The organism is Roseibium sp. MMSF_3412 (assembly GCF_030733265.1).
In the GTDB taxonomy this organism is placed as follows: domain Bacteria; phylum Pseudomonadota; class Alphaproteobacteria; order Rhizobiales; family Stappiaceae; genus Roseibium.
In genome coordinates, this window is the sequence record NZ_JASHJI010000011.1 from 18,134 (window position 1) to 33,751 (window position 15,618).

At 59.1% G+C, this 15,618-nt stretch carries 12 protein-coding genes; 6 read left to right on the forward strand and 6 right to left on the reverse strand.

The genetic code is table 11. From position 1 onward, the window contains the following. Window positions 1-894: 894 nt before the first annotated feature. Entirely contained in the window at window positions 895-2,220 is a 1,326-nt protein-coding gene (locus RBB49_RS18550) for a cobyrinate a,c-diamide synthase (RefSeq protein WP_306144364.1), read from the reverse strand. Then, window positions 2,210-3,076: a uroporphyrinogen-III C-methyltransferase gene (cobA, locus tag RBB49_RS18555; protein WP_306144365.1), complete on the reverse strand. Its 867-nt coding sequence runs from the start codon at window positions 3,074-3,076 to the stop codon at window positions 2,210-2,212. The genes RBB49_RS18550 and cobA overlap by 11 nt, the downstream gene beginning before the upstream one ends. A gap of 130 nt (window positions 3,077-3,206) precedes the next feature. On the opposite strand from cobA, the gene RBB49_RS18560 reads away from it, so the two are divergent. Both RBB49_RS18560 and RBB49_RS18565 read left to right on the forward strand, forming a co-directional pair. Then, window positions 3,207-4,304 (forward strand): cobalt-precorrin-5B (C(1))-methyltransferase, encoded by a 1,098-nt coding sequence (locus RBB49_RS18560; protein WP_306144366.1) that lies wholly within the window; start codon window positions 3,207-3,209, stop codon window positions 4,302-4,304. Next, complete coding sequence (locus RBB49_RS18565; RefSeq protein WP_306144367.1) at window positions 4,291-5,052, forward strand: cobalt-precorrin-6A reductase; 762 nt, start codon at window positions 4,291-4,293, stop codon at window positions 5,050-5,052. Before RBB49_RS18560 ends, RBB49_RS18565 begins: the two co-directional genes overlap by 14 nt. 9 nt (window positions 5,053-5,061) lie before the next feature. On the opposite strand, the gene RBB49_RS18570 is transcribed toward RBB49_RS18565, so the two are convergent. Beyond that, a complete protein-coding gene (locus RBB49_RS18570; RefSeq protein WP_306144368.1) occupies window positions 5,062-5,763 on the reverse strand; it encodes a WecB/TagA/CpsF family glycosyltransferase in 702 nt (233 codons plus the stop codon). Between the two features lie 413 nt (window positions 5,764-6,176). On the opposite strand from RBB49_RS18570, the gene RBB49_RS18575 reads away from it, so the two are divergent. Both RBB49_RS18575 and RBB49_RS18580 read left to right on the forward strand, forming a co-directional pair. After that, complete coding sequence (locus RBB49_RS18575; protein ID WP_306144369.1) at window positions 6,177-8,198, forward strand: GumC family protein; 2,022 nt, start codon at window positions 6,177-6,179, stop codon at window positions 8,196-8,198. After that, window positions 8,176-9,441 (forward strand): UDP-phosphate alpha N-acetylglucosaminyltransferase, encoded by a 1,266-nt coding sequence (locus RBB49_RS18580; RefSeq protein WP_306144370.1) that lies wholly within the window; start codon window positions 8,176-8,178, stop codon window positions 9,439-9,441. Before RBB49_RS18575 ends, RBB49_RS18580 begins: the two co-directional genes overlap by 23 nt. Before the next feature lie 31 nt (window positions 9,442-9,472). Here RBB49_RS18580 and RBB49_RS18585 read toward each other — a convergent pair whose 3' ends face one another. After that, a complete protein-coding gene (locus RBB49_RS18585) occupies window positions 9,473-10,687 on the reverse strand; it encodes a glycosyltransferase family 4 protein (RefSeq protein WP_306144371.1) in 1,215 nt (404 codons plus the stop codon). A gap of 89 nt (window positions 10,688-10,776) precedes the next feature. Between RBB49_RS18585 and RBB49_RS18590 the strand changes: the two genes are divergently transcribed. Continuing rightward, on the forward strand, window positions 10,777-11,832 hold the full coding sequence (locus tag RBB49_RS18590; protein ID WP_306144372.1) for a glycoside hydrolase family 5 protein: 1,056 nt from the start codon (window positions 10,777-10,779) through the stop codon (window positions 11,830-11,832). A gap of 22 nt (window positions 11,833-11,854) precedes the next feature. Here the strand turns inward: RBB49_RS18590 and ectB are convergent, their stop codons facing one another. Both ectB and RBB49_RS18600 read right to left on the reverse strand, forming a co-directional pair. Beyond that, window positions 11,855-13,174, reverse strand: a complete 1,320-nt coding sequence (gene ectB, locus RBB49_RS18595) for a diaminobutyrate--2-oxoglutarate transaminase (RefSeq protein ID WP_306144373.1) — start codon at window positions 13,172-13,174, stop codon at window positions 11,855-11,857. 183 nt (window positions 13,175-13,357) lie between these two features. Further along, window positions 13,358-14,263, reverse strand: coding sequence for an ATP-grasp fold amidoligase family protein (locus RBB49_RS18600; RefSeq protein ID WP_306144374.1), 906 nt, complete (start codon window positions 14,261-14,263; stop codon window positions 13,358-13,360). A gap of 167 nt (window positions 14,264-14,430) precedes the next feature. Here RBB49_RS18600 and RBB49_RS18605 point away from each other — a divergent pair, with 167 nt between their 5' ends. After that, entirely contained in the window at window positions 14,431-15,549 is a 1,119-nt protein-coding gene (locus RBB49_RS18605; RefSeq protein WP_306144375.1) for a hypothetical protein, read from the forward strand. Window positions 15,550-15,618: the final 69 nt, after the last annotated feature.

The window sequence follows — 15,618 nt, forward strand, 5'->3', positions numbered from 1 at the left end:
CGATCACCTCTCCCCGTGGGAGAGGTCGGCCTGAAAGGCCGGGTGAGGGATCATAGCTGTGAACGCTCCTAAGGCGTTTGCCTCCTCACCCTGACCCTCTCCCGGCGGGAGCGGGAAACAGGTGGGCGTGGAGACCCGCTCCGGACCTATGGAAGCCCTCAGAATGAGCTGAGATATCGGTACCGTCCCGGACCCGATCCGGGACCTGCGCAGCGCCATGCAAAAGGCCCCGGCTCAGGGCCGGGGCGGCAATGAATGCGGGGCAATGAGGTCCTGTTCAACTCTCCTCTTTCATCAACGCGTTCAGGCGCCAATTGTCCGTTCGTCCTGGAAAACCTAAATGACCCGTCATTGCCGGACCTGATCCGGCAATCCAGGCCGTTCCGGCGCCCCAAACTCTATCCCCGATCCGGGAAAGGTCACGGCATGGGTCCCATGGTCGAGCCATGGGACGACCGGAGAAATAAGGAGGACAACGAAGATCGGGGGTAAGGGTGCGTGTTTGTCGCGCGCGCTCAACAAACCGCCAGTGCCGTCCCGGACCTGATCCGGGACCTGAGCAGCGCCCGACAAGAGGCCCCGGCTCAAGGCCGGGGCGGCACCCAGGTTCTCCTCGTCTTTCCTACGAGATTAGGGATTTGTGTCACGCACATTACCACCCGCAAACCCGATCACCTCTCCCAGATGGAGAGGGAAAACGGGGCGTGCGCAGACACCGTTTTCACTGCTCCGCTGAGCCTGCGGATCAAGATCCGGTATCCGCGCCGTCCCGGACCTGATCCGGGACCTGCTCAGCGTTTGGCAAAAGGCCCCGGCTCAGGGCCGTACCGGCGATCAGAAGCTGATGAGGATGCGCAGAAACATGCCAGCCGGACAGAGTCAGGCGTTTCCGTTTTATGCCTTTTGTTGCGCGATCACATGGGCAAACGACCCCATCACGGAACCGGCCCTCAGCCCCATGTCAGGCAAGGTATTGCCTTCGGCATCAGTTGCACGGAAAAGACGATCCGCCTCGCCTTCCCTTGCGATGGTGGCGTAATGAAATTCGTGTGCCGTGAGAGAGGTGTCCCAGGGCAGTCCGCCAATGGGCTCAAGCCTGCGGTATCCGAGGTGCCTCTTGCGGGTTTCAAACGAGGTTTCCAGTGGCAGAAGCCCGAGCATTTCGTGCCTTGCACCATCGGCATCAACAAGCCCTTCGCCAAGAACCATGTAGCCGCCGCATTCACCATAGATGAGACGACCCGCGCGCGCGGCTTCTCCCAGACCGGCTTTGAAGTTTCCGGCAGCTGCCAGCGCCGCCGCGTGAAGTTCGGGATAGCCACCGGGCAGGAAAACAGCGTCGGAACCTGGATCGGGCGCTTCGTCGCCGAGCGGTGAAAAGAAGCTGAGCTCCGCGCCCTGGCTACGCCAGAAATCCAGCACATGATGATAGGAAAAGGCAAAGGCGACGTCCCGCGCTATTGCGATCCGTTGGCCCAACGGTGCCGGCAACCGCGCCCTTTCACTGTTCCGGCTGGCAATGATGCCGGACGCAGCTGCAATCGCGGCCAAGTCGACATTCCGGGTGCAAAGTTCCGCGGCCCTTTCCAGAAAGGCCTCAAGGTCGGGATGCTCGAAGGCCTGCACAAGGCCCAAATGCCTTTCCGGCAGAAGCAGATCCGAAGTCCTCGGCATCGCGCCGAAAACCGTTATGCCGAGGGGGCCGAGAGCGGTTCGCAGCATATTTTCATGACGCGTGCTGCCAACGCGATTGAGGATGACCCCGGCAATCTCTATGTCATTGCGGTAGGTCCGGAAACCGTGCACCAGCGCTGCGACCGACTGGGATTGCCGGGCGCAGTCGACAACCAGAACAACGGGAAGGGAAAGCGTTGCGGCGAGTTGTGCGGCCGACCCCTGGCCGTTCGCAGCCCCGTCGAAAAGCCCCATGGCGCCTTCGACAAGAAGAAGATCGTGCCCTGCCCCTTGTCTGGCTGCGAGGGCAGATACCGTCACGCCGTCCATTGCCCAGGCATCGAGATTGAGACAGGGCGTGCCGCTTGCCGCTTCATGGAATCTCGGATCGATATAGTCCGGGCCGGATTTCGCAGAGACAATGGAATTCCCGGCATTCCTGAGTGCCCGGATCAATGCCAATGTGAGCGTGGTCTTGCCCGCCCCGGAGGACGGCGCGGCGATCAGAAGACCCCTGGCCGCGTCTCCGTCAGGTTCAGCCGGCATCTGCCGAGCGGCCTTCGGGCCTCAGGCCCAGCGGGTCGGAATTCAGCACCTTGCCCGACATCGCGCCGAGCCAGTCAAGACCTTCCCGCAGGCGGACGACTTCGCCGACACAAACAATCGCCGGCGGTTTGATCCCGGCAACCTTCGCTTCTTCGGAACACCGGCCCAGCGTGGTTTCGAGAACCTGTTGCCCGGCCAAAGACGCATTGCACACGATGCCCACAGGTTCGTCCACCGATCGTCCACACGCAACAAGCTTAGCCGCTATCGTCTCCAGATGCTTCATCGCCATATACATCACGATGACAGGCGATCCCTTTGCGATGCCGTCCCAGTTGACGGCATCGGGCGTCAGTCCGGTCTGATCGTGTCCGGTCAGGAACGTCACGGCCTGATTGCAGTCGCGGTGAGTTGCCGGAATTCCGGCATAGGCAAGACCGCCGATCCCGGCGGTGACGCCTGGAATGATCCGGAAAGGCACGCCTGCTTCCACAAGCCCGAGTGCTTCCTCACCGCCGCGTCCGAACACAAAAGGATCGCCGCCCTTGAGGCGCAAGACGCGTTTGCCCGCCCGCGCGTAGTCGATCAGCTTCAACGTGATGTCGCGCTGTTTCGGGCTCGGCTTGCCGCCGCGTTTGCCGGCATAGTCGGTAATCGTACCGGGCTTTACCCAATCCAGAATGCTCTTGTCGACAAGAGCGTCGTAGACGACGACGTCCGCCTGACGCAAACCGTTGACCGCGTGCAGCGTCAACAGCCCCGGATCGCCCGGACCCGCACCCGCAAGCCAGACCCAACCGGATTCGAATTCCGGAAGTCCCTGAGGCAGGTTGTTGTTCAGTTCCGACACAGTCATCTTTCCTGTGTATCCGGCAAATCATCGGACGCCAAGCAAATCAGCGATAGAAATCGAAAGGAATGCGACATTTCAGTCAATTACGCGGCTGAAGCGCGCACCGGCGCAAGACTTCGGCTATAGAGGAAGCATGTCGAAGACCGAGCCGAAAGAACTGAGACGGGGCTGGACCACCGGCGCATGCGCGACCGCAGCGGCCAAGGCTGCGTTTACCGCTCTTCAAAACGGCACGTTTCCCGATCCGGTGACAATTACCCTGCCCAAGGGCGGAACCGCGGATTTCGTTCTGACCAGGCACGGCCTCTCCAACGGGGCCGCCTTTGCGACAATCACCAAGGATGCGGGCGATGATCCGGATGTGACCCATGGCGCGCTGATCACGTCCACCGTGCGCATGCTGCCCGGCGGCGAAGGCGTCCGGTTCAAGGCTGGTGAAGGCGTCGGAACAGTCACCCGTCCGGGATTGCCCATCCCGCCCGGCGAGCCCGCCATCAATCCCGTGCCGCGACAGATGATCAAGACCGCTCTTTCGGAGGCCGCGGCCACACTCGGCGTTGCGCCTGACGCAGAGGTTGAAATCTCGATCGAAGGCGGTGCGGAGCTTGCATTGAAAACCATGAACGCACGGCTTGGGATCGTAGGCGGATTGTCAGTGCTCGGCACAACGGGAATCGTGCGGCCGTTTTCCTGTGCCGCGTGGATCGCCTCGATCCACCGGGGTATCGACGTCGCCCGTGCGGTCGGGCTGAACCATGTCGTCGGTGCCACCGGATCGGCATCGGAAGACGCAGTCCGCAGCCGATATTCGCTCGACGAAACGGCCTACCTGGACATGGGCGATTTTGCCGGCGGGTTGCTCAAGTATCTGCGTCTGCACCCGGTTGAAAAGCTGACGCTTTCCGGAGGCTTCGCGAAATTCTCAAAGCTCGCCCATGGGGCGCTGGATCTGCATTCAGGGCGCAGTTCGGTCGATTTCGCCTTCTTGCAGGACCTGCTCACGGAAGCCGGAGCCTCTCCGTCCCTTGTTGCGGACGCCGCCAAGGCAAACACCGCCAAGGAGGTTCTCGACAGATCCCGTGAAGAAGAGCTCGATCTGAGCCGCCTTCTGGCAAGGCGCACGAAACAGGAGGTTCGCCAGATCCTCAGGGACGCACCGATTGCGCTGGAGGTCCTGATCACGGACCGGGACGGTACTATCCTCGGAGAAAGCGGTTTTGACGAAGACTGATCACATCCTGCTGCTCGCCGGAACGTTCGAGGCGCGCCAGCTCGCAAAGCAGCTTTCGGCTCGTTTTAGAGGGTCCCGTCTGACGGCGTCCTTTGCCGGGGTCGTCAAGGATCTGCCGGACCTGGATGTGCCGACCAGGACAGGCGGCTTCGGCGGTGTTGCGGGACTGAGCAGCTTTCTGTGCGCGGAACGTGTCACCCTTGTCATTGATGCGACCCACCCGTTCGCCGCGCAAATGAGCCGGAATGCGGCAGATGCCTGCGCAGCCCTGCAGCTTCCTCTGATCCGGCTGGAGCGGCCTGTTTGGACCTCGCTTCCGGGCGATACCTGGAGGCACTTCGATACGATGCAGGCCGCATCCCGGGCTCTTCCACAAGGTGCAAGGGCGTTTCTCGCCGTCGGCCGCAAGGAAATCCGGCACTTCACGCCGCGTGACGATGTTTATGGCCTTGCCCGGATGATCGAAGCGCCGCCGCAACCGCTGCCGGCGGGTTGGGACCTGGTTCTACAGCGCCCGTCGCAATCAGCTTTTGAAGAAGCGGATCTGCTGCGGAACCACGGCATCACGCATGTTGTGACGAAGAACAGCGGCGGGGGCCGCGCCTACGCGAAGATCGAAGCTGCGCGCAGGCTCAAGCTGCCCGTCTTCGTGATCGACCGGCCGCAACTGCCTGAGGCTGAGACGGCGGCGGACATTGAGGGTATCCTCGAAAAGGCACGGTTTCTGACGGATCAAACTGGCAGTTGAAACGCAGCGTCAGATTTCGGATTTACCGTATTTGAGCCTGATGAGCGCAGCAAAGAAACGAGGTATTCCGATGACGTAGCGGCGGAACAGACGACGCGGTTCCTGCAGCAGGCGGAACAGCCACTCCAAACCTGCGGCCTGAACCATCTTCGGAGCCCTGATCACCGATCCCGACAGGAAGTCGAACAGGGCACCGACACCGATCGCAACGGTCGCATCCAGGTTCGCCCGGTTCTGAACGATAAAGTCTTCCTGCCGTGGATTGCCCATGCCGACGAGAAGAAGATCCGGCGCGGCGCGATTGATTTCCGAGCAAACGGCACTGCAATCGCTCATGTCGAAGTAGCCGTTGCGCGCACCCACGACCTGATGCTGGGGATAGACCCGCTCGATGTGATCCTTTGCCAGCTGAACACGGGCCTCGCTTGCACCAAGCAGAAAAATCCGAAGCGGCACATCAATGTCGGCCAGTATTGCCGGAACCAGATCGGTCCCGTTCAGATTGTCCGGGAACCGCTCGCCGGTCAGAAAGCGGCCGGCAAGGTCGATACCGACACCATCGTTCAGCAGGGTCATTTCCTGCAACGTTGCCGCAAAGGCCGGATTGTCGAGTGCGGTCAGCGTCGTGTGTGCGTTGCAGATGGCGATTTCGACCGGATAATGCAGCTTGACGGATGTACGGACCAGCTGGACAGCTTCTTGCGTCGTCATCCGCAGAATCGACAGGGGTCCAATGACCGCCGCGCCAACCCTGACCGGAAGGTTCAAATCCACTTTATTCATCGAATGAGCGCCATACTGTACTGAATGCACTTTTTCGTCTTTTCTTAATTCAGGATCATATCGTCTTAGCGCGAATACAATTAAAATAACTTAATAAGAAATCACCTGAGATTTTTACTATTAATACTTAGTTCCAAAAAAGATAAAATTTGAACTGGTTTTTCACTCGCTTTGAGATAACGCACCAATCTGTCCCGAAAACAGACCATTCATTTGCGATGCGTTAATCATGTTTGTTTACCAATCGGTCTGATGACCAATCGCGCCGGGACAACACGGACAGGGCGTGATCAATTGAAATGCGCGCAGCTGCTGAAGCAAACCTGAAGTTCGACCGCTGAATGATAGACTTGTCAGAGATACCGGCGATTTTGCGACGCCATGTCGGCTGGCTGATCGTGTGCCCGATCGTGTTTGCGATGCTTGCGCTCACCTACGCCTTTCTCAAGACACCTCTCTACCAGACCAGCGCGGAATTGCTGATTCAGCCCGAAGGCGTTCAGATCATCGGTGCCGACACCTCCGTGTCGCGCGGCAGTCAGGCCCTGCAGGGCATGGATCTCGACAGCCAGGCGTTCGTCATCTTGTCAGCAGCGGTTCTGAACGAGGTTGCCAACACGCTCAAACTGGACGGAAACCCCGACTTTCTGAGGCCGGGCCTGAAAGCCAGGTTGCTTGGCGCGCTGCTTGGCGGAGCAACCAGCGGCTCCAGGTCGTCTGCCGATATACGCAACGCAACCCTGGAGGGGCTGAGAGAGGTCATTTACGTCAACCGGCGCGACGATTCATTTGTCTTTTCGATTACGGTCACGCATCCGGACCCTGATCTTGCCGCCGCGATCGCCAATGAAACGGCGCGCGCCTACATAAAGCAGACACGCAGCAGCCGGACGGAAGCGCTTGCCCGCGCAGGCTCAACGCTGGGAAAACAGGCCGTGCAACTGCGCGCGCGCGTCGAGGCGGCGGAAGCTGCCATTGAGGCCTACAAGGCGCGGCGCGGTCTGATCAGCACGTCCGGAGGGTCGATTGTCGACCAGCAGATCGAGGCCCTCAATACGCAGATAACCGACGCGCGCGTCGACCTTGAACGCACCAAGGCGCTTTACGACCAGATGGCACCGCTGACACTTTCCGATGTGGAAGCGGGCACCGTGCCGTCCGGCACCGGGAACTCCGTTCTGAGTTCATTGCGGGTCCAGAATGCACGGGTTGCCCAACAGGTTGCCGAAGCCGCGACCACCCTCGGCGCGAACCATCCGACGCTTCTGGAATTGCGTTCGCAACTCGCCAACACCCAGCGGGAGATCAAGAGCGAACTGCAACGCATCAAACAGGCCGTGCGCAGCCGCTTTGAACAGGCGCAATCGACGGTCAACGCGCTGGAGCTGCAATCCAAGAAACTGCAGTCGCAAAACAGTCTGCAGGGCAAGGCCCTGATCGAGCTGCGCCAGCTCCAGAGCGAGGCCGATGCAAGCCGTGCCGTCTACGAGGCCTTTCTCAAGCGCTCCAGGGAGCTTGAAGAGCTTCCTGATGTCGATACGAATTCGACACGCATCCTGTCCGAGGCCCCTGTACCGAGCAATGCCAGCGGCCCGAGAAAGATTGTTGTTCTGGCCGCGGCAATGGTGTTCGGGTTCGCCGTCGCTGCTTCGGGAGCCGTCGCCGTGACCGTCCTGAAGGGGCCGATGGTCTCCGAGCGGCAGCTGGTTGCTCAGACGGGCGCACCCATTCTGGCCAATTTGAGCGGCTTTTCCGCCCGGGACGAGAACAAATCAGCAATTGCAAGGGTGCGCGTGGCATATGCACTCCGGCACGCGGTCGCCCATAACAGGCCGGCCAACGTCCTCGCCCTCTCGGTCGGCAGAACAGGCAACACCGCAGGGTTCGTGCGCAGCGTCGCGGAAGAACTTCACGACATGGGGGAAGAAATCCTCTTTGCGCATACCACACCCGGGCGTGACAACACCGCGGTTCCGCCCTCGCGGTCACGATCGAATGGCTCACGACTGGACGTGCTCGGCGAGGTCGTCGCCAATCTCGGCAACAACAGGGAAATGCCCGCGCCGACACATGTGGGCCACGGCCATGGCCTGGCCAGTTACCTCAGCGTGGAACAGATCGACACGCGCAAGAAATACGCCTCCGGTGCGGACCTTGGGGATTCAAACGAAGACATCCTCCTGGTCGATGCCGGGCATATCGACGAGAGCCCGATGCTGCCGGTTCTGCTGCGGCACTGCGACGGCATCGTTCTGATTACTGCGGTCGGCAACACCAATGCGGCCGAGTTCGAGCACGCGGCAGCTTTCCTGGAACCCTGGTTCGACCGGATCATCGGAAATGTCGTACTCAACCCCGTATGACCTGGGCCAATCCTGGCGGACGCCGCAGGCACAGGGCGCGGCTCAGTACCGCCTCTGGCTCAGGTGTGTCTATGCGGTGGTGCTTGGAACGCTGCTTTTCAACTTTGCGCTGGCATTCGTCAACACCAACGCCTTCCGGATCTCCGAGAGCCTTGTGATCGTCTCGGAAATGGCGTTGCTGTCCGCGGCTCTGTTTCTCGTATTCAGCCGCAACAGCGTGCTTTTGCTGCTCCTGCTGCTTTACTTCAGCTACATGGGACTGATCCTGGCGTTGCGTCCGGAACTTGACCTGAAAGCGATCCGCGATTTCCTCATCCCGATCGTGTTTTACCTGATCGGGCGGAATTTCAGGCGCATCGAGGACGCCGACAAGCTGGTCTGGATCTGCACCATCGTGGTTCTCGCAGTCGGCTTCTTTGAATTCATCTTTCTCGACATCTACACACGCATTGTCAGTATTTTCGATTATTACGTCGCCAGGGGAACGCTGACAGCCGATTCCAATTTTGTCGAAGGATCAAACCTTTTCGTCTCCAGTACACGTATCGGCGGGCGGAATTTTCTCGCCTTTCTCGGCAATGTGCGCGCGTCTTCGGTGTTTCTTGAACCTGTGACAATGGGCAACTTCGGCGCGTTCTTGTGTCTCTGGGCGCTGTTTCGCAGCGGAATGCGGCATCGCATGCTGATGTTTGCGGCCGCTTTTGCCGCCGTCGTGCTGCCCGATGCCCGCTTTGGCATGCTGGTCTGTTTCGCCCTGGTCGCCGCGGCCATGCTCGGTCACTTTCTGCCACGGATCAGTTGGTGGGCGCTTCCGGTCCTTGTCGTTTTCGCCCTTGCCCTATACGGCGGATGGTCCACGGCGATCGGCTGGACCGACGATCTCGGCGGGCGCCTTGTTCATGCAAGCCAGCTGCTCCAGCAGGTCACGCCGGAAATGCTGTTCGGCGTGGCACGGAACATCCCCTTCCTGGCGGATAACGGGTTCGCCTACTCGCTTGGCCAGATCGGTGCGGTCGGGCTGATCGCGCTCTGGACCGCGTACATGTTCGCCCCGATCGAGGACCGGCGTGCAATTCAGTTCAAGGCTCTTGCGGCGACCTACATCGCGCTGCTCATGACAATTTCCAACTCGTTCTATTCCATCAAACTGGCGGCTCTTTTCTGGGTCGCAGCGGGTGCCGCCGATGTGATGCGGCGCAAGGACCGGCAGTCCATCGACCCGGATTTCGTACGCCGGGTGTGACTTCAGACGCAGGCGCTCCGGGCTCCGCTTCTCAGAACCGCAACACTTTCCGGTACAGGTCTTCATATTCACGCGCCTTTGCCGGCCAGCTGTAGCCACGCGCCGCTGCAATGGCATCGTTCCGCAGCGCGGGCTGTTGCTGGAGAGCGGTAAAACGTGACCTCAGGGCTTCGGTGGCCATGCCACTGTCGGCAAAGTCAACGGTGCGAACGATCTCATGTTTTCGTGCAACCGCGCCGAAGGCTTCGTTCGCCTCCACCACGGGCAGCAAACCGGCACTCATGGCCTCGATCAGAACCAGTCCGAAGCCCTCATATTCCGATGCGCTTGCAAAAAAGCTGCTCCGGGCGAACAACGTTTTGAGTTCGGTCTCGCCAAGTCCGACATGGATATCGATGTTTTTTGAAAGGCCACGCGCCTCGGACATGGCAAGTAGCTCCGCCCCGGTCAGATCGGACTCCATGCCCGCAACGTCCAGATGCCACTCCGGGTCCGAGGCAACCAGATTTGCCATCACATCCATCAAGCGTTCCAGACGCTTGTTGGAGGAAAAACGGCCGAGTGTCAGCAACCGTTTCACCGGCTGTTTCGCGCCGGCATTCATAAACTTCCCGATGTCGACCCCGTTTTCGATCAAAGATGTCTTGGCAGGAGCAATATTGCTGAACAATTCCAGATCGCTGCCGCTGCAACACGCCAGAGCGGAATACTGGCGTGTTGATAAACGCGTCAACGTGTTGAACCAGACCGTCTTCAAGCGCGCGAATTTCCGCGTGTGGAAAAATCCACCATGGCTCGTCGCGACAAGCGTCTTGCGGTGAAAGGGCCTGGCGAAGGCAAGAAAGTCGTAAAAGAAGTCGATCGCGTGAACATGCACCAGGTCGGCACCCGTAATTTCGTTCAGGACGGACGGGGCAACCGGGTAGCGGGAGCTGCCGCGGTATGGAATGCGCACGACTTCAATGCCGTCAACCACGTCGTGTCCGGGCAGCCTGGTGGCTGGATCGGTAAAGACACGGTCCAGCGTCACGACCTTGACATCTGCAAAGCGGTTCTTTTGCTGAAGCGCCAGGTTTTTGACCACATCCTCCAGTCCCCCGATGCTCGGTGAGAACTGCCTGACGACATGGACGACAGACGTGCCTGAAAAGGCCGGCGGAACGCATTCCACGTTGTCTCGCTGACCTGTTGCGTCCATTTGATCGATCCGGTTGGGGCTGTTGTTCGAGGGTATCCGGATTGACATTATCACCTGCCTGTCAACAAGATCTTTAACGAACCCATCATCCGGGCACCAACAGGCCATCCGTGCGACAGAACCACCCGACATCATCCTTGCGTTCTTCAACCTTTAGCTCCGCCGCGGATCGCTGGCTGCGGACCCTGGGCTGCTTTGCAGTTCTGTTTGCGCTGACGGGCGTCTGCGCCCATGCCGCCAGCTGTCTCAGGGGCGTCAACATTGCTGGGGCCGAATTCGGGGGGCCGGAGGCGAAATACGGCGAAGGCTATATTTATCCCTCCGATTCAACACTCGACTGGGCCGCCGCCCGGTCAATGACCGCAATCCGCTTGCCATTCCGCTGGGAAAGGCTGCAGCCGCAGCTTTTCGGCGAGTTCGACCCGGCAGAGCTCGCAAGGCTTCAGGTCACCGTTCAGGCCGCCACAAGCCGAGGCCTCATGGTTGTTCTCGATCTGCACAATTATGCCGAATACGGCGGGGACAGGATCGGCAACGGGGTGGTAGGCGCTGACGCGTTCGGAGATTTCTGGCGGCGGCTGACGCCGTATTTCGCGGCAAATGACCGGGTCGTTCTCGGCCTGATGAACGAACCGGCGGACATAACGGCAAAGACCTGGTTTGCAGCCGCACAGGCCGGCCTCAACGCCATCAGGGAAGCCGGCTCGGACCAGCTCGTTCTGGTGCCGGGAACGATCTGGACCGGCGCATCGCACTGGTTCGATCCGCAAGAGGGCGGCTCGAATGCAGAGCATGCCGTCACCATTCGCGATCCGAAGGACAATTTCGCATTTGAAGTCCACCAGTATCTCGACGAAGACTATTCGGGCACGCATGACAGCTGTCCGAGGGCAGGCGATGCCATCGACGCCCTCAAACAAGTCGCGGCCTGGATGAAGGAATACGGATACAGGGGATTCGTCGGCGAATTCGGCGGCACCGGATCGCCCGATTGCCTTCAGGGGCTTGAGAACATGGCGCGTTATCTGAACGGCGACAGTGAAACCTGGATCGGGTGGACCGCCTGGGCTGCCGGGGACTGGTGGGGCAACTATCCCCTGTCCCTGCAACCGGCCGACGGACAAGAGAGGCCGCAGATGGAGATTCTTGCGCCCTTCATGGATGTCGACAGCGCACCTGCACAATGCGAGTGAACAACCTTTTTGGACTCCACACCTAGCCGCTGGCGGCCCTAGCGTGCCGGACGCCGGCGCCCGTCCTTTGACTGTTCAGGCATGTGCAGACTTCGGCGAGGATATCGAAGCCCCGATCGATCTCCTTGAGCGTACTTGTCAATGGAGCCAGGAACTTCAGGACCTGGTCATCGCGGCCACAGGTTTCGACGATCAGCCCGCGCTCAAAACTCATCTGCTGAATGAGGCCCGCGATTTCCGCTGACACATTGCTTTCAAGCCCCCATACGAAGCCCTTGCCGCGATAGCTCAGTTCGAGTTCCGGGTTCTGAGACACAAGCTGGCCAAGCCTGTCTTCAATGTGCTCGGCCTTCGCCTTGACCTCGTCGTAAAACTCAAAGTCACTCCAGAAATGCTCCAGAGCCACGGTCGCGGCAACGAAGGCCAGGTTGTTGCCCCGGAACGTTCCATTGTGCTGGCCCGGTTTCCAGACATCATGTTCAGGCTTCATAAGCACGAGGGCCATCGGCAGTCCGAAGCCGCCAATTGATTTTGAAAGAACGACGATGTCAGGGCTGATACCGGCCTTTTCGAAACTGAAGAAGTCACCCGTGCGCCCGCAGCCCATCTGGATGTCGTCAATGATCAGGAGCACACCGAACTGCCGGCAAAGGTCTTCCAGGGCCTTCAGCCAGGCCAGCGGTGCGACATTGATGCCGCCCTCGCCTTGAATCGGTTCAACAATGATTGCCGCCGGCGCCGAATTGCTATCCGACCTGATTTGAAGAATTTCGGCAATCGTTGCGACTGATGCAGCGTGTTCTTCCGTTGACGCGCAGAACGGCAGCGGATCGCGTTCTTGCCGTTCCAGGAAAGGAAGGCCTTCCTTGTAGTAAGGGTTGTCCGTAAGTTCCAGCGACCCGGTCGTCATTCCGTGGAACCCGTGGGTAAAGCTGAGAATGTCGTGCCGACCCGTCACCTTGCGCGCAATCTTGATCGCCGCCTCGACGGCATTGGTGCCTGTCGGCCCGCAGAACTGAAACCGGTAACTCATTCCCCTCGGCTGCAGGATCAACCGGTCGAACGTGTCAATGAACCGGTTCTTTGCGACGGTCGCGAAGTCGAGACTGTGGGCGATTCCATCGTCAGACAGGTAGCCGATGAGCGCGTTCCGGATAACCTTGCAATTATGTCCGTAGTTCAGCGCACCCGCACCGGCAAGGAAATCGATGTATTCGGTGCCGTCCTCGGCAACAATCGTACTGCCAGATGCCGATTTGGCGAGGAAGGGAAAACTGCGAACATAGCTGCGGACGTTCGATTCAAGTCTGTGTGCCGGATCGGTCTCAGTCAGCTTGTCCATAATGTTCCCCGTCATCGTGCATGGCCGGTTGCCGGCCATAAACTGCATTACAGACTCACGGATTATGAGGAACGGGTCTTAAATTTCGAAGAAAAATCAAAGTAAACTTCTTGCGTATTGTTTGCGGCACTTTGTGCAATCGGCCGCAATATCTGATTAAGCATGTATGATAAGTGACAGGCGCTATCGTGTGACGAACTCGTCCCAGTAACGCGCGAGCTTGAAATCGTAGCTGTCCGGCACGAACGTCTCAAAGCCACCGCTCGGATAAAGCGTGATCTCCCCCACGTAGATCCCCTCAGACGTGTTGTAGAGATCTATTCTGGCAAACCCCAGTTCCCGGCTCAGCGCGCGCGCAATCCCGAGCATGTCTTCGAATTTGTCGGGCTTCGGCAAATCCTCCGCAAGCAGGGGGTAGTAGTTCATGTGGACGGGAAGACGGTCCCACCCCGGTGAGTAGACGCTTTCATACATGCCGTCCGGCCGGGGCGTGCGAACTTCGATATGCACAACATTGCCGTTGAAGCTGTAGAACCGGTAGTCACTTAAGGCTTCGCCGGGCTTTCCAATCAGCTTTTCAACGATGATGCGCGGTTCGACATTGGAATAGGCCCATTCCCGGTTGATCCTCGAGTGATCGGCGGCCAGCCAGTCCGCTTCCGGCCGTTGCCGCATCAGGTCATCGATGTCGCCTTGTTCGCGCAGGAAAAAGCCTGCGCCACTTGCGTGGGTCGGTTTGACGACCACCGGCAGCGGGATCGTTTCCCAGTCAACAATTCCCAGATCCTTGCCCACCCAATAGGTCGGAATCACGTAGGTGTCCCCGACACGCTCGGTGATGTAATCTTTGGCATCGGCCTTGTCGACGACCTTGGAATAAAGCGGATTGCGATCCTCGATCTTGCGAATCTGCTGATATTCGGAAAACCGCGCGGGCGCCTTCCAGTTCGGAAAGCGCCCGAAAATCGAAAAGTACTTCCAGGTCAGGTAGATCTTGTCGGGAAAGACAGAAATCAGTCTCCAAAAGATACGCTGCAACCTGTGCCTGACGCTTGCATGCTTCTTGGGACCAATTGCAACACTATCCATTTCAACTACCTGAAAGCTCGTTCTTTAAGCCAATGTCAATACGCGCATGACCATTGTTTCCCGGCGCATGCACGGTGCATGCAAACAACTTGAAAAGCCTTAAAGCACACAACCGTTAAGATCTGACTTAGCGGCAAGGTTTTTCGATGGTGCACAGGGGAAGACTTGTGAGCGGACGGAAGATCCTGCTGATTTCGAGGCACGACTACAGGACCGGCTGGCGTGCGGGACGGCATTTCCTGGCGGATGCGTTTCGTGACCTTGACGCATCCGTCCAGTTCTTCTCCGTCGGTTTCAGCGCGCTCTCGATGCTGAGCGACGATCACCGCAAAAGCCTCTTTGCCAGGGCCAATGAATGGCAAGAGGTGGATGGTATCAATTGCTACTTGTGGCGGTCCCCGCTGCACCCGTTCGGCAGAGGTCTCGGCAAGTTCGAAAACCTGACAAATGCCCTGTTCCGCTGGTGGATCCGGTCGGGCAGCAGCGCCCTTGATGAAGCGGCTGGCGGTGCGGACCTGATCATTGTGGAATCCGGCATATCCGCGGCCCTGATAGGCCGCGTCCGCAAGTCGGCACCGGATGCGAAGATCATCTATTTCGTTGCCGATCTTCTCGACACCATCGGTGCGCACGCCTTCATTGCCGACCAGCTCTACAAAGACAGACACGCAATCGACCGGATCGTGGTCGTCGCCCGCGCAATGGCGCCTCACTTCCGGGATTTCGGCTGCCCGGTGCACTTCATACCCCACGGGGTGTCGAAGCGCGATTTCGACGGGATTGGTGCAAGCCCTTATGAGACCCCCCGAAACATCGCCACTGTCGGCTCCATGTTGTTCGATGCCTCCTGTGTCACGATCGCGGCAAGCGCTTTTCCCGACGTTCAGTTCCACCTCATCGGTACACCGGGCATTGAAGGAAACCCCGACAATGTCATCGAATACGGACGGATGCCGTTTCGCGAAACGCTGCCCTATCTGAAACATGCCGATGCGGGTATAGCCCCTTACCGCTTCCGCTCAGATGCCGCCTACCTTGCCGATTCGAGCCTCAAGCTGATGCAGTACGAGTATCTGCGTCTGCCGGCCATTTGCCCGGACTTCGCTGTCGGAGACAAGATCAACCGGCACGGCTACAAACCCGGCGAACCCGATTCAATTGCCCGGGCGATCCAGGCTGCACTCGGCTCGACTTTCTCCGATGAAGCATCTGAAGTGCTTGACTGGAAAGATGTTGCCAATCGTTTGCTCGCTCTCGATCAAGATCAACCGCTCATCAATTCTTAAACGATTTCAGGTATTCGGTAAGGCAAAGCACCCAAGGCGCGATGGTCGCAACAACGCCGAACCTGTGAC

Coding starts and splice junctions, on each gene's coding strand:
- RBB49_RS18560 (WP_306144366.1), top strand. CDS start 3,207: ATGTCGAAGACCGAGCCGAAAGAACTGAGACGGGGCTGGACCACCGGC.
- RBB49_RS18580 (WP_306144370.1), top strand. CDS start 8,176: ATGTCGTACTCAACCCCGTATGACCTGGGCCAATCCTGGCGGACGCCG.
- RBB49_RS18585 (WP_306144371.1), bottom strand. CDS start 10,687: ATGTCAATCCGGATACCCTCGAACAACAGCCCCAACCGGATCGATCAA.
- RBB49_RS18600 (WP_306144374.1), bottom strand. CDS start 14,263: ATGGATAGTGTTGCAATTGGTCCCAAGAAGCATGCAAGCGTCAGGCAC.
- RBB49_RS18575 (WP_306144369.1), top strand. CDS start 6,177: ATGATAGACTTGTCAGAGATACCGGCGATTTTGCGACGCCATGTCGGC.
- RBB49_RS18570 (WP_306144368.1), bottom strand. CDS start 5,763: ATGACGACGCAAGAAGCTGTCCAGCTGGTCCGTACATCCGTCAAGCTG.
- cobA (WP_306144365.1), bottom strand. CDS start 3,076: ATGACTGTGTCGGAACTGAACAACAACCTGCCTCAGGGACTTCCGGAA.
- RBB49_RS18550 (WP_306144364.1), bottom strand. CDS start 2,220: ATGCCGGCTGAACCTGACGGAGACGCGGCCAGGGGTCTTCTGATCGCC.
- ectB (WP_306144373.1), bottom strand. CDS start 13,174: ATGGACAAGCTGACTGAGACCGATCCGGCACACAGACTTGAATCGAAC.